At 63.9% G+C, this 13836-nt stretch carries 14 protein-coding genes; 13 read left to right on the top strand and 1 reads right to left on the bottom strand.

Features of this window, described 5'->3' with window-relative positions:
* The first annotated feature begins 68 nt into the window (after nt 1-68).
* The 13 genes from AC06E7_RS15460 to AC06E7_RS15520 all read left to right on the top strand — a co-directional run bounded on the left by AC06E7_RS15460 (nt 69) and on the right by AC06E7_RS15520 (nt 13389).
* Complete coding sequence (locus AC06E7_RS15460; protein WP_478065251.1) at nt 69-539, top strand: hypothetical protein; 471 nt, start codon at nt 69-71, stop codon at nt 537-539.
* Nucleotides 540-634: 95 nt separating this feature from the next.
* Nucleotides 635-1027 carry a hypothetical protein gene (locus AC06E7_RS15465; protein WP_478065252.1) on the top strand — a complete coding sequence of 131 codons (393 nt, stop codon included), beginning with the start codon at nt 635-637 and terminating at the stop codon, nt 1025-1027.
* Nucleotides 1011-1355, top strand: coding sequence for a phage tail assembly chaperone (locus tag AC06E7_RS15470; RefSeq protein ID WP_478065253.1), 345 nt, complete (start codon nt 1011-1013; stop codon nt 1353-1355). Before AC06E7_RS15465 ends, AC06E7_RS15470 begins: the two co-directional genes overlap by 17 nt.
* A 14-nt stretch (nt 1356-1369) precedes the next feature.
* The gene (locus AC06E7_RS15475) at nt 1370-4717 is read left to right on the top strand and encodes a phage tail length tape measure family protein (protein ID WP_478065254.1); all 3348 of its coding nucleotides are present in this window, start codon (nt 1370-1372) and stop codon (nt 4715-4717) included.
* Nucleotides 4714-5043, top strand: a complete 330-nt coding sequence (locus tag AC06E7_RS15480) for a phage tail protein (protein ID WP_478065255.1) — start codon at nt 4714-4716, stop codon at nt 5041-5043. The genes AC06E7_RS15475 and AC06E7_RS15480 overlap by 4 nt, the downstream gene beginning before the upstream one ends.
* A 9-nt stretch (nt 5044-5052) precedes the next feature.
* Complete coding sequence (locus AC06E7_RS15485) at nt 5053-6102, top strand: hypothetical protein (protein WP_478065256.1); 1050 nt, start codon at nt 5053-5055, stop codon at nt 6100-6102.
* A gap of 1 nt (nt 6103) precedes the next feature.
* Entirely contained in the window at nt 6104-6565 is a 462-nt protein-coding gene (locus AC06E7_RS15490; RefSeq protein ID WP_478065257.1) for a hypothetical protein, read from the top strand.
* On the top strand, nt 6562-7257 hold the full coding sequence (locus tag AC06E7_RS15495) for a phage minor tail protein L (RefSeq protein WP_478065258.1): 696 nt from the start codon (nt 6562-6564) through the stop codon (nt 7255-7257). The genes AC06E7_RS15490 and AC06E7_RS15495 overlap by 4 nt, the downstream gene beginning before the upstream one ends.
* 155 nt (nt 7258-7412) lie before the next feature.
* Entirely contained in the window at nt 7413-8153 is a 741-nt protein-coding gene (locus tag AC06E7_RS15500; RefSeq protein WP_478065259.1) for a C40 family peptidase, read from the top strand.
* Nucleotides 8146-8730, top strand: a complete 585-nt coding sequence (locus AC06E7_RS15505) for a tail assembly protein (protein WP_478065260.1) — start codon at nt 8146-8148, stop codon at nt 8728-8730. Before AC06E7_RS15500 ends, AC06E7_RS15505 begins: the two co-directional genes overlap by 8 nt.
* Nucleotides 8727-12380 carry a TipJ family phage tail tip protein gene (locus AC06E7_RS15510; protein WP_478065261.1) on the top strand — a complete coding sequence of 1218 codons (3654 nt, stop codon included), beginning with the start codon at nt 8727-8729 and terminating at the stop codon, nt 12378-12380. Before AC06E7_RS15505 ends, AC06E7_RS15510 begins: the two co-directional genes overlap by 4 nt.
* A complete protein-coding gene (locus AC06E7_RS15515; protein ID WP_478065262.1) occupies nt 12380-12679 on the top strand; it encodes a hypothetical protein in 300 nt (99 codons plus the stop codon). The genes AC06E7_RS15510 and AC06E7_RS15515 overlap by 1 nt, the downstream gene beginning before the upstream one ends.
* Before the next feature lie 2 nt (nt 12680-12681).
* Nucleotides 12682-13389 (top strand): hypothetical protein, encoded by a 708-nt coding sequence (locus tag AC06E7_RS15520; protein ID WP_478065263.1) that lies wholly within the window; start codon nt 12682-12684, stop codon nt 13387-13389.
* Here the strand turns inward: AC06E7_RS15520 and AC06E7_RS15525 are convergent.
* Nucleotides 13386-13817 (bottom strand): hypothetical protein, encoded by a 432-nt coding sequence (locus AC06E7_RS15525; protein WP_478065264.1) that lies wholly within the window; start codon nt 13815-13817, stop codon nt 13386-13388. The genes AC06E7_RS15520 and AC06E7_RS15525 overlap by 4 nt on opposite strands.
* Nucleotides 13818-13836 lie beyond the last annotated feature (19 nt).

The raw sequence follows: 13836 nt of genomic DNA on the forward strand, positions 1-13836 counted from the left end.
CTTTTTCTTTTCTACCGACCCCGCCCCGTGGCGGGTTTTTTTACGCCCATCGCGAGGAGACCACGGCTATGGCCGCTGAAGCAAAGACCAACGCAGGTTCCAAGTTGTTCATCTGCGTGACCCCCCAGAACGAAGATCTCACGCAGACCGAGTTCGCCGCCCTTGCCTATGTCCAGGTGAAGAAGGTCGGCAGCGTCGGTGAGCGAGGCATCAACACCAACATCGTCACCTACGACACCTGGGACACGCTGGTGGCCCTGAAGGGCAAGGGCATCACCAATGCCGGTGACCCGCCGGTGGAAGTGGCCGAGGATCTGACCGACCCGGGCCAGATCGCCATGCGTGCCGCTGGTGCGCCCGACGTCCCGGACGCCTACGCCTTCAAGGTCGAGCGTGCGGACGGCTCCATCGAGTACCTGCGCGGTTTGGTGGCCGGCCCGAACACCCCGGGCGGCCGCAACGAGGACTTCGTGCTCAACACCTACGTCCTGGGCCTCAACCAGCCCCCGCTCGTGGTGCCGGCTCCCGTCACCCCGTAACCGAATACCGGCGGGGTAGGGCGCGCGCCTGAAAGGCTGCCTGATCCGACAGCTTCCCCGCCGGTTCCTTCTCGGATCGCAACAAGGATCACGACATGACCGAACTGACCAACATCGTGGCGGCAGAACGCCGTCTGGAAATCCTGCACCCGGCCACCGACGAACCCGTGGGCCTGGTGCTCATCCTGCTGCCCGACAGCCACCCGCAGGTGAAGGCCGCTTCCCGCAAGTCGCTCAACGAGCGCATGGGCCACCGCGGCAAGGTGACGGCCGAGCAGCTGGAGGCCGTGCGCTTGTCGATGCTGGCCGCGTCGATCAGTGGCTGGGAGTGGAAGGGGGAGCTGACCTTCCATGGCGAGAAGCCCGCGTTCGACCAGCAGACCCTCAAGACCCTGCTGAAGGAGCTGCCGTGGGTGGGCGAACAGGCCGATGCAGCGCTGAACGACCGTCCGGCTTTCTTTCGCGGATCTGGTGAAGCAGGCGGCTGAGGCCACCTACATCGCCGTCCGCTACGACATGGCGGATGAGAACGGCGAAACCCGGCGTCAGCGCAACGAGCGCTTCGAGACCAAATCGCCAGAGCTGGACGTCCCGGACGCGATTACCCACGTCTGGGACTGGTTCTGGCAGCTCTCCGGCCGCCGACACAGCGGTCCGGAGGCGTTGACATTTGCTGACGTAGGCGAATGGAGTCGCCTGCTGCAGATCGACCTCCTGCCAGAGGAGGTGCAGATGCTCCTGGCGATGGATGACCAGTACCTCCGCGCGGTGCGCGAAGACCAGAAAGCCGCGCGTGAGCGGGCACAGCAGCAGTAGAACAGGAGCCCCTGATGGATATCGCCGAGCTTGGCTACAAGGTCGACAGTAGTGGCCTGGTCGAAGGTACGAAGGCACTGGACGAGAACGCGGCGGCCGCTGAACGCGCCGGTGGGGCTGCTGATCGTCTGGACCGGGACTACCAGGCGCTGGCAAGGACGGTTGAGCGCTCCTCCAGCGTCCTTGGTGACCGTCTCGGCGGCGCCCTCGACCGTATCGGCACCGGCACGGGCGCGGTCATTGGGGAGCTGCAGACGCTCAATCGGACCAATGCGGAGATCCTGGCATCGCTGGGCGCTCTGGACGGGAAGCTGGCCAGCACCGCCGGGCAGGTGCAGGCCTACGGTGCCGCCGGCGCCGCAGCAGCCGCATCGACGGCCCAGGTGGCCACTGCCAGCCAGCAGTTGGAGCAGCAGCTGAGCCAGCAGGAAGCCCGCTACAAAGCGGTGGCACAGCAGGCGATGGCATGGACGCAGAGTAACCAGGCGGCGAACCTGTCGGAACGTGCCTTGGCTGAGGCTGCCCGCGACGCTGCGCTGGGCATTGACCACAAGGCGCGTGCCATGGCGTCTGCAGGCAGCGAGCAGGAGCGGCTGGCCGCCCGTGCAAAGGCACTGCAGGAGGCTGAGGCCCGGACAGCGAACGAGCAGCGGCAGGCAGCTGCGGCGGCAGAGGCGCAGAAGATCAACCTGCAGCAGCTGCTGGGGCAGATCGACCCGACCGTGGCGGCGCTGAACCGGCTCGCCGCCATGGAGGACCGCTTGGAGCGGGCCCACAAGGCCGGCCTGGTCAACGCAAGCGTGTTCGACCAGTACCAGACCAAGATCGAGGGCATGCGCACCTCCGTGCTCAATGCGACCAATGCGCAGAACGGCATGGGCATTTCCGCGCGGCAGCTGCAGAACAACCTGCGGATGGTGCCGATGCAGGTCACTGACATCACCACCAGCCTGATCAGCGGGCAGCCGGCATGGATGGTGGCCATCCAGCAGGGTGGGCAGCTGAAGGACCAGTTTGGCGGCATCGGCCCGGCTGCCCGGGCCGTGGGCGGCTACGTGATCGGCCTGGTGAACCCGCTGACCATCGCTGCAGCTGCCCTGACGGCCATGGCGCTCGCGGCCAAACAGAGCCAAGACGAGCTTTTCCAGTTCCAGAAGCAGCTCATCCTGAGCGGGCAGGGTGCGGTGATCGGGGTCGATGGCTTCGAGGCGCTGGCCGCCAGCATCGACCGCCTGGACGGCGTGTCGCGCGGCGGTGCGGTCACCGCGCTGACCGAGACCGCGAAGGCTGGCCGCTTCGCCGGCGAGCAGTTCGAGCTGGTGGCAGCTGCTGCTGCGCGAATGGAGGCGTCCTCCGGCCGCGCCGCATCAGCCACCGTCAGCGCATTCCAATCCATCGCCAAGGAACCGGTGGAAGGCCTGCTGAAGCTCAACGATGCGGAGCGCTTCCTGACCGCTGCACAGCTGGCGCGCATCACCGCGCTGGAGGAAGAGGGCCGCACCCAGCAGGCCGCCAACGAGGCAATCCAGCTCTACGCGACGCACCTCGATGAGGTGGCCAACCGCACAGAGGCGGTGATGCCCGGCATGTCGAAGTGGTGGCGAGACCTGAAGGACGATATCGGCGGCGCCTGGAGCGCCATCGGCAACGTCACCGGTGCCATCACCGACCTGGCCAAGGAGTGGGGCATCCTCGCCCGCCTGCCGCGTCTCAGCGACATGCTGGGGCTGGGAGCGGTCGGCGGCACCTTGGTCAAGAACCTCGGCCTGCCGTCGCTTACAGAAGCCCTCAACGGGCTTTCGACCCGCATGCGCGGTATGCCCCGGATGCCCACGCCCATCGATGAGGGCGGTGCACTGGAGCCGCAGACGGCCCGCGAGCTCGCAGCAGCCAGCCAGGAGCGCGCCACGGCCGAGCAGTCGGCATCCGAGGCCATCAATGCCCAGATTGCCGGGCTCGATCGCGCCACGGCCAAGGAAGCTGCCCGCCTCAAGATCATTGCCCAGTACAACCGGCTCGCCGACAACGACGTCCGGCACTTCGATGGGTCCATGCAGCGGTTGATCGCGAAGGCCCAGGCAGACGTGGACAAGACCTTCAACCGCCGGGAGGGCGTAGGAAAGCGGAACGCGGACGATACCGCCGCCCAGACCATGCTCGCGAACGCCCAGCGGCAGATCGAGGCCAACAAGCAGCTGGTCGACACCGGGGTCAAGGTGACGGAGAGCGAACGCTTGGCCGCCAAGATCAAGCAGGAGCTGGACGACAAGACCAACACCATGACGGCCTCCACCCGGGCGCTGCTGGTGGCCGAGCGCGAGCAGTTGCTGACCTCCGGCAAGAAGGCCGCCGCCTATCAGAAGGAGCGGGAGGCCACTGAGGCGCTGGCCAGGCAGCAGGCCATCCTCAACCAGGCAAGCAGCAACCGCGACCGTGCCAACGAGCTGGACCTGATGGGCATGGGCAAGGGCGGCGATGCGGTGGCGATGCTGCGCCGGCAGCTGGACATCCAGCGGGAGTACCAGGACGAGCTTAAGCGCCTCGGCAGCCGTGACGTGGCCAAGGACAAGGAGACCTGGGACCTGATGGCTGCCAATGCAGCTTCCTTCCGGGATCAGGAGCTGGCCAAGGAAAGGGTGTTCCAGGAAGCGCGGTTGGCCATGCTGGGCGATTGGCGTGCCGGCGCACAGCGGGCATGGGAGGACTATGCCTTCGCAGCCAACAACGCCATGGAGAACGCCAGCAGCCTGATGAACACCGCGCTGTCGGGGTGGGAGGACGCATGGGTGCAGTTCGCCAAGACCGGCAAGCTGTCGTTCAAGGATCTGGCCAACTCCATCGTTGCTGACCTGGCACGCATCGCTGCAAAGCAGGCCGCCGTGGGCATCATCAACGCGGTGGCCTCGGCGTGGGGCGGTGGCGGCGGAACGAGCATGTCCACCTATGGTGCACAGAGCTTCGGGAACAACACCGGCTGGCTCAATGAGGGCGTGAACTTCGGCGGCGGCCGAGCGATGGGCGGTCCGGTGCGCGGCTCGACGCTGTACGAAGTGGGTGAGGGTGGCCGGCCTGAGCTCTTTGACGACGGCAGCGGCCGTACCTACCTCATCCCTGGCAACGACGGTCGCGTCATACCTGCGGCGCCTGCAGCGAGTGCCGGCGCATCCGCCGGCGGCGCCGCTGCGGTGCACGTCCAGGTGATCGTCAACAGCGACGGAACCACCGAGACGAACGGGGACACCTCGCTCATGCAGCAGTTCGGGCAGGAACTTGGCCGATTCGTGGAGAGCAAGTACCGCGAGCTGCAGTTGAAGGACATGCGCCCGGGCGGAGCGCTCCACATGGCGGGGGCACGCCGATGACGGACACCTTCATCTGGAAGCCGACCAGCAGCGGCGCGGCGACAGCGAATGCGGCTGTGCGCAAGGCGGCATTCGGCGATGGCTACACCCAGCGGGCGCCGGAAGGCATCAACCCACGCAGCCGCAGCTACCAACTCACCTTCACAGGTCCAAAAGCGCGCATCGACCAGATCGTCGACTTCCTCGACGCGCACGCGGGCCGATCCTTCTTCTGGACAGGTCCTCGCGGCACTGCGCTCTACAGCTGCGACACCCACACCGAACCACTTCCCAACGGGCTGACGCATACCGTCACCGCCACGTTCGAACAGACATTTCAGCCGTAAGGAGCGCCAATGGCACGCCAAGTAATCGACACAACTACAAACAATGGAGCGTATATCGGCGACCCTGCGGTAGTGGCTTTCGGCAAAGTCAACGAAAACTTCGCTGACCTCTACGACCTGCAGAGCCGGCGGTCGGGTAAGAACAGGCTGATCAACGGATCCATGCTCATCTGGCAGCGGCAGATTTCGTTCTCGCTTCCTTCCAACGGCGCTATGTATACGGCTGACCGCTGGGTTTTCAACGCCGGGGCAGGTGTGAGTGTGAACGTGTCGCGCGCTTCCTTGAGCCTGGGCGAGGTCGATCAGTTCCCTCTGGCAATGGCTGTCGGTGTTAGCGCTGTCGGTGGCGGCGTAAACATGCGTCAGCCCATCGAACTGGTAAACACGCTTGCGGGCAAAACTGCGAAGCTGTCGTTCTGGGCACGCGGCAACTTTGCGGGGTTGGCGCTCGGCGCTCGCATCACGCAGGTGTTCGGATCAGGTGGAAGTGCAAATGTTGGAGCTGCCGGTGGCGGCGTTGTGGCAATGACGACCGGTTGGTATCGCTACACTCTCGATTTCCAAATTCCCAGCGTGGTAGGGAAAGTTGCAGGTGGCAATAACGCGTTGCAGGTGATTTTCGATTTCAACAGCCCTGGCACCTATTTCATAACTGGTGTGCAGCTTGAAGAAGGTGGAATTGCCAGTGACTTCGACTACGTGCCATACGCCGACGAACTGGCGCGTTGCATGCGTTTCTATGAAAAGAGCTATGACGGCAGCATCTACCCTGGCGCTGCATCCGCCTTTGGGCGTCGTGGAGAATTCATCGGCATCAATCCGCGCAATGCGGCGAATTCGCTATCTGTAGGCTTCATGGTTCCGAAGCGGCAGACGCCGAGCATCGCGGTGTACGCATCGGAAAACGGTCAAGCAAACGCTGTATCGCAGGCAAGCGGTACGGCAGTCGCGATCAACGGTGTTTCCGCCACGGGTTTGACGGGATTTCAGGTGACCTACACGAATGGGTCGGGCCAGTATGGCGGTTCGTTCCACTACACAGCTGACGCGGAGTTCTAACATGTATCGAGAGACCAGTGACCCCGACATCCTATTCTGTGTGGAGACCAATGCGTGGATCCCACGCGGGCACCGGGACTGGCCCGAAGAGTGGCTGCTGACCAACGCGCCCGCCCCGGCTCCGCCTCCCTACGAGCTGCACAGCCCCCAGCACTACGCAGCAATCCGGGAGGCTGCATGGAAATGGATGACGGCTTACGTGCAGGAACGGCGATATGACTCAGTGGAGAGCTGCTGCAGCTACGCCAACAGCACTGTGTCGCGCTATCGGGCCGAGGCCATGGCCATGATCGAGTGGCGCGACGACATCAATCAAGCTCTCGAAACGCTGGTCGTGGCTCCGCCTGACGGCATCGAAACGTGGGAACAGGTCAGGGAAATTCTCCCGCAGCCCGAGCAGTACGCCTGGCCCGCGCAGGTCGAGCTGCCCCTTGGCGTTGAGGCTGGTGTGCCCCTGGAATGATCACCGCAGACGCACAACAGCTCGAACCGGGTGGGCGCATCACCGTGTATGAGCTCGACGCAAGCAGCTTCGGCGCCGACCAACTTTTCTTTCACCAGCACCTGCAGTCCGGGGTGATCTGGTGGCAGGGCCAGGAATACGGGGCCTGGCCGATCGAGGCCACCGGCTTCGAGCGCACCAGTGACCAGCCGCCGAGTCCTCGGCTCCGGGTTGGCAACGTCGATGGCCGCATCGGTGCGTTGTGCCTGATGTTCGATGACCTGGTGGGTGCGAGGATCATCCGCCGGCAGACACTGGTGAAGTACCTGGACTCGGCCAACTTCGCCGATGGCAACCCGACCGCCGACCCCAACGAGCACTTCCAGGACGAGATCTGGTTCATCGAGCGCAAAGCGTCCGAGGACTTCGAAACCGTCGAGTTCGAGCTGACGACGGCAATCGACCTCAACGGTGAGCAGCTTCCCGGCCGTCAGATCGTCGCAGGTAACTGCGGCTGGATCATCCGCGGCGGCTATCGCGGGCCGTACTGCGGGTACAACGGCCCGGCCGTGGCCGATGCAGACGACAATCCAACGGTTGATCCGTCGCGCGATCAGTGCGGCGGACGGCTGAAGAGCTGCAAGCTTCGTTTCGGCGAGAACAACCCGCTGCCCTATGGCGGGTTCCCAGCGGCCGGTCTTCTGCGCACGTAGTACGATTTCCCACGGTGGTGAATACGCAGGCTGATGCGTTACTGACCGCAGCGTCATGAAGGAACCGGGAGTCCTTCAATGCCGGGATCAGCTCCGGCCACCGCCACCTATCACCCGAGGCCCGCCATGTGCGGGCCTTTTCTATGGGCGAAGCAATGGAACAGACGACCCTTCAGGCGATTCAGGCACACGCCATCGCCGAATATCCGCGCGAGTGCTGCGGACTTGTCGTAGCCACAGAGGAAGGCGAGCTGTACGTCGCCTGCCGCAACGCGGCGGAGAACGCGAGCGAGCACTTCCGGCTGCCCGGTGAGGACTACGCGGCAGCGGAAGATCTCGGAGAAGTCCTGGCGCTGGTGCACAGCCACCCGAACGCTGCGGCAACGCCGTCCGATGCAGACCGCGTGATGTGCGAGGGCAGCGGCCTGACCTGGCACATCGTAAGCGTGGGCCAGGTGGTCGGCTCGGAGCCGGAGTGCCACGACCTGCAGACCATCCGGCCCTGCGGCTATCTCGCCCCGCTGGTGGGTCGTCAGTTCGCCCATGGTGTTCTCGACTGCTACAGCTTGGTCGAGGACTTCTATGCCTGGAACCTTGGCATCCGCCTGGGGCGGTACGACCGGGAGGACAGATGGTGGGAGAAGGGCCAGGACCTTTACAGCATCGAGCGGCTGAAGGCAGAAGGCTTCCAGCCGGTTACCGGCGACCCCCTGCGGGGCGACATGATCCTGATGGAGATCCGGTCGCCTGTCCCCAACCACGCCGGCATCTATCTCGGCGACGGCCAGATGCTGCACCACATGGACGGCCGGCTGTCCGAGCGCGTGCCTTATGGCGGCATGTGGGCCGAGCGTACCCGGTACATCGTGCGCCACCGCGAGGTTCGCCATGACTGAGCAGCTGCGCACCGTTCGCCTGTATGGCGTCTTGGGCTCCCGCTTCGGGCGAGAGTTCCGTTTGGCAGTGAATAGCCCACGCGAGGCGGCCTATGCGCTGAGCGTGATGGTGCCTGGCTTTAGGACGTTCATGCGGGAGGCGAAGGCCAAGGGGATCCAGTTCGCGGTGTTCGTGGGCAAGAAGAACCTGTCCGAGGACCAGCTCAAAGATCCGCCTGGCAAAGAAGACATCCGCATCGCCCCCGTTTTGGTCGGCTCGAAGCGCGGCGGAATCTTGCAGACGGTCCTGGGCATCGTGCTGATCGTCGTAGGCGTCTACACCGGCTTCCAGCCGGCCACGCAGCTTGGTGTGAGCCTCGTCGTGGGCGGCGTAGTGCAGATGCTCTCGCCGCAGCCAAAAGGATTGGGCGCGCAGGACAGCGTCGAGAACCGGCCGAGCTACAGCATGAACGGCACGGTCAACACGCAGGCACAAGGCAACCCCGTGCCGCTTGCCTACGGCGGTGATGACGAGAAGGGAATGATGGTCGGCTCGGCCGTGATCAGTGGCGGCATCTTGGCCGAGGACCAGCTATGAACCTTCCGGTCGTGTACCAGCATCCCGGGACCGAGCTGGCGCTGATCAGGGCTGGCCAAGATCTGGTGGGTGCTGGCGGGAAGAGCGGCGGCGGGGCGCGCACCCCTGTCGAGTCTCCCGACAGCCTTCACTCGATAGCGCGTGCCCGGATCCTGGACTTAGTCAGTGAGGGTGAGATTCGTGGCTTGGTCGCCGGGAACCAATCGATCTACCTCGACCAGGTGCCAATCCAGAACGCCGATGGCAGCTTCAACTTTGAGGGCGTCCGAGTAGAGACCCGGTCCGGCACGCAGGACCAGGAGCATATCGCGGGCTTCCCGTCCGTTGAGAACGAGCAGCCAGTCAACGTGGAGCTGCGGAGCGACAGTCCGGTCGTGCGCGGCGCTACCGGCTCAGAGCTGTCTGCCCTCCGAGTGCGCTTCGGGTTGCCCGCTCTGCAGCAGATTAACAGCGAGAACGGGGATACCAACGGTTACACGGTCAGCTACGCCATCGACCTTTCCACCGACGGCGGACCCTACGGCACGGTCCTGACCAACGCCTTCAGCGGCAAGACGACAACCCAGTACGAGCGAAGCCACCGCGTGGACCTTCCTGCCGGCTTGCAGTGGCAGATCCGTGTTCGACGGCTAACCCCGGACTCAAGCAGTGGCCTGATTACCGACCGGGTCAACGTGCTCTCGCTAACCGAGGTCATCGACGCCAAGCTGCGCTATCCCAACTGCGCGCTGGCCGCCATTGAGGTGGATGCGAGTCAGTTCCAGAACGTCCCAACGCGCTCATATCGAATCTGGGGTCGAATTGTCCGCGTCCCGGCCAACTACGACCCCCTGACGCGCGTCTACGCCACAACCGGGCCCGGCACCACCAACGGGGCTTGGGACGGCACGTTCAAGTCCGCGTGGACCAACAACCCCGTATGGCCGTTTTTCGACATCGTGACCAACGACCGATTCGGTCTCGGTAACCGGATCCCGCTGGACTGGGTGAACAAGTGGCGGCTTTACCAGATTGCCCAGTACTGCGACCAGCTGGTGAGCGACGGGCAGGGCGGGCAGGAGCCGCGCTTCACCTGCAGCCTGTACTTGCAGACGCGATCCGACGCCTACCGCGTGCTTCAGGACATGGCCTCGATCTTCCGTGGCATCAGCTTCTACGCAGCGGGGCAGGTCATGGCATCGGCGGACATGCCTGCGGATCCGGTCGCAACCTTCTCCCAGGCGAACGTGGTAGGCGGCCGATTCGTCTACGAGGGAAGCACCAGGAAGATGCGGCACACCGTCGCGCTGGTGTCTTGGACGGATCCGGACGACTTCGGTCGGCAGAAGGTTGAACCAGTTCCGTACCTGCCCGGTATTCAGCGCTACGGCATCCAGCAGACCGAAGTCACCGCCTTGGGCTGCCATTCTCGGTCGCAGGCGGTACGCATCGGGAACCACATCCTCTATACCGAGAATTTGGAGACGGAAACGGTGTCCTTCGGCGTGGGGCTGGATGCTCTGATCTGCATGCCCGGAGACATCATCCAGATTGCGGACCCCAACCGAGCCGGCCGCCGCAACGCCGGGCGCATCCGGAGCGCAGGTGCAGACACCGTCGTGGTCGACAAGATGACCGAGGGCGTTTCACCTGGCGACACCCTGCGCGTGACACTACCCACAGGCCGCACGGAAGCGCGCACCGTAGAAGCCGTGAATGGGTCCACGATCACGGCCACCGCTCCTTTCTCCACAGTTCCGGTGGCGCAGTCGATCTGGGCGGTGGAAAGTTCTGAGCTTGCGCTGCAGCAGTTCCGCGTCCTCGGGGTCGCCGAGAATCCCGTCAACGGCGAGGAAGGGCTCACCTACCGGATCACGGCCCTCAAGCATGTTCCAGGCAAGTTCGCGGCAATCGATGACGGCACGCGCCTGGAGCAGCCGCCGATCAGCATCGTGCCTCCGAGCGTCCAGCCGCCACCGACCAACGTCGTCCTGACGTCGCATGTGGTCATCGATCAGGGCATTGCAACCCCGGTACTTACCATCGCGTGGGACGCGGCAGATAAGGCCATCGCCTACGACGTCGAGTGGCGCAGGGACGACCTGAACTGGGTGCGGACCGAGCGGGTGTCGACCAGCAGCGTGGAAGTGCGCGGGATCTACGCCGGCGCGTATTTGGCTAGAGTGCGAGCAATCAACGCCTTGAATGCCGTTTCCATGCCGGCCATGAGCGCGCTGACGACGATCCAGGGCAAGACCGATCCGCCGCCGGCGCTGAGCTCCCTGACGACCGCAAGCCAGGTGTTTGCTATCGCGTTGAGTTGGGCGTTCCCGGCGGGTGCGACGGATACACAGCGCACGGAGATCTGGTACGGGCCTACGCCAGATCGGGAGGGACCGGCAACCGTCAAGCTGGGCGACTTCGCCTACCCCCAGAATCGGCACCAGATCAACGGGCTTGCAGCCGGAGCGCGGTTCTATTTCTGGGGCCGGTTGGTCGACCGGAGCGGCAACGTGGGGCCATGGTATCCCGCTGGCGCGGGCGTGATGGGGGAGGCCAGTACCGACCAGACCGAGTACGACGAGTACTTCTCCGGGAAGATCTCGGAGAGCGCGCTAGGCCAAGATCTTCTTGAGAAAATCGACTCGATCGATCAGATAGTGCCGCTTGTGTGGGACCCCGACGCAACGTACCAGCCCGGCCAGACAGTCATCCACGAAGGAAAAATATGGTCTTGGCAGGGGGCCGAGCCGGGGAACGAGGAACCCCCGGGCACGAGCTGGCTGGACGTCGGTGTTGCGATCAGCGAAGCCGGCGCGTTGGTCGGGCGGGTAGACCAGATAGAGCTGGATATCACCAACATCGATGGCCAGGTGACCGCGCAGGGCCAGAAGCTTGACGGCCTGTTTGTCCAGCTCGATGTCAATGCTGCTGGCGACACGGACTGGGGCGCAGGCGATGCGGACATCTATGCAGGGACGATCACCATCCAGTCGGTGATTGCTTCCGGCGACCTTGCTCAAGCCAAGCGCGTGGACCAGGTCAACGCCGGCCTGTCGGGCCTCAGCGCTACGGTGCAGCAGGAATCGCTCGCTCGCGTGACCGGTGACTCCGCACTAGCCCAGAACATCACCACTGTCCAGGCAAGCCTGCAGCAGACCAACTCGGACCTGCAGCAGACGACTGCCTCTGTGTCGCAGGTTTCCCAAGCGGTCGTTACGCTCAATGGAAAGGTGAGCGCCACATACACGATTCGAGCGCAGGTCGCATCGGGTGGGCAAATCTACGTTTCCGGCATGGGTCTCGGCGTTGAACAGCAGCCGGACGGCAGCTACCAGTCCCAAGCGCTTTTCCAGGCCGACCGGTTCGCGGTGATCAACGTCGTCAACGGCAACGTCACGTCGCCCTTCGTGATCCAAGGTGGCCAGACCTTCATCAGCCAGGCGCTCATCGGCACTGGCTGGATCCAAAACGCGATGATCGGCGACGTCATCCAGTCCACGGCAGTGGGTGCAGGCGGGCTGCCACGCTGGAAGCTCGACAAAAACGGCACGCTGACAATGCGAGGGGCAAGCGCCGGCAGCGGCTTCATGGACCTTTCGGACCAGGCAATTCGCTTCTGGAACCCGGCGGGCACCATCGCGATCTGCGAGTTCGGGGAGCTTCTGTAATGGCCCGTGGAATCCGACAGCGCGATCCCAATACTGGGGCCATTCTCGTCGATGTAACGTCCAGGCTTCCGAAGATCATCGGTCGTGTAACGCTTTCGCCAGGTGTGAGCGGATTCGTAGACGTTCCGGTGATGGGGAACAACCCGGCGACGTTCTGGTTCAATGCTGACACCTCGCAGCCGGATTACAACACGTCACCGATCTTCACCTACGACGGCGCCAATAGGATCAGCTGGCAATATGTGTCGCCGAATCCGCTATATCAGCGCGGTGGCGTCCTCGTTTACGGGAGGTACTGAGTATGGTCGCGGGCGTGCGGATCAGGCCGGAAGATGGCTCGTTGATTCAGATCGATCCGACATGGGAATGCCTGGCGATGAAAACGTTGGGTTCCGTGGTGTGTCCTGTCAACGGCTCGACCGGGCGCGGAACGATTACTGTCGGCGGGTGCAACGAGCCGATTCTTGCGGTCAGGTCCAATGGCTCTTTCGTCGGCATTCTGTCGAAAACGCAATCGGGGGCCGCCTTCACTTGGACGCTGGTTACAAGCGTTCCCGGAGCCACGGTCGACTACTGGATATTCGACACGACCGACGTCGCGCAGATGGCCTTCAACACCACCAAGGGCATGCGTTTTCGAAATTCGGCGAACGGCAGGGTGCTGTTCGATTCGCGTTACAAGTACATGCGAATATTGCAGATGATCAACATGGACGCTGGCACCGGATCCGTGGACGTCGCGATACCACTGACCTCGGGCTATGCGGTTGCAATCAGTAATTCAGGCTTCTACACGACGGTAGTCGGCGGTTCGACTACCCCGGGGTTCTGGTTTATCCAACGAGCTGGCTATGTTGCCGGCATCCGGACGAACACGAATGGCACTGTGAGCGTCGGTCTGATCCAGTTGGCCGCAAGCACGCAGGAAGGCCAAGGAACGCCCCCGGCCACCGGCTTGATGGGTAACCGCAACTTGCTCGCTCAGGTGCTGGACTTGCGGAACTACTAGCGCACGGTGCGCGGACGCTTCTGCCGGCCGTCCTGGTACTTCACCGACCAAGGCGTGACGAGGTAGCCGGGGCGCTGCCAGTTGACCTGCGAGAAGTGGTTTTCCCGCACGTCGACGGCGGTGCCGTTCACCAGAACGTAGGGCAGCGCGGTCTTCGGCAGGTCGCAGGTGCTCAAGAAGCCGTCGGTCTTCACCTTGACCAGGTAGGGGCCGCTGCCCTCCACCTGCCCGCAGACGGTAGCCCGGGCGGCCTTCGATGCGTCAACGGCGCGCGGCGCGATCCGCACCACGAATGCGTCCAGGCTCTCGCCTGATTTGGACTGTTCTTCGTACAGGTCCACCGTGCGCCCGTGGATGAGGCCCGTATCGGCAGCCGCGGCGGTGCCGGCGGCGAGGGGAAGGATGGCAGTGATCAGCACTTCGCGCATAACGCTCTCCATGTGAGTT

This window comes from Stenotrophomonas sp. Steno-Z4 (assembly GCF_056393145.1).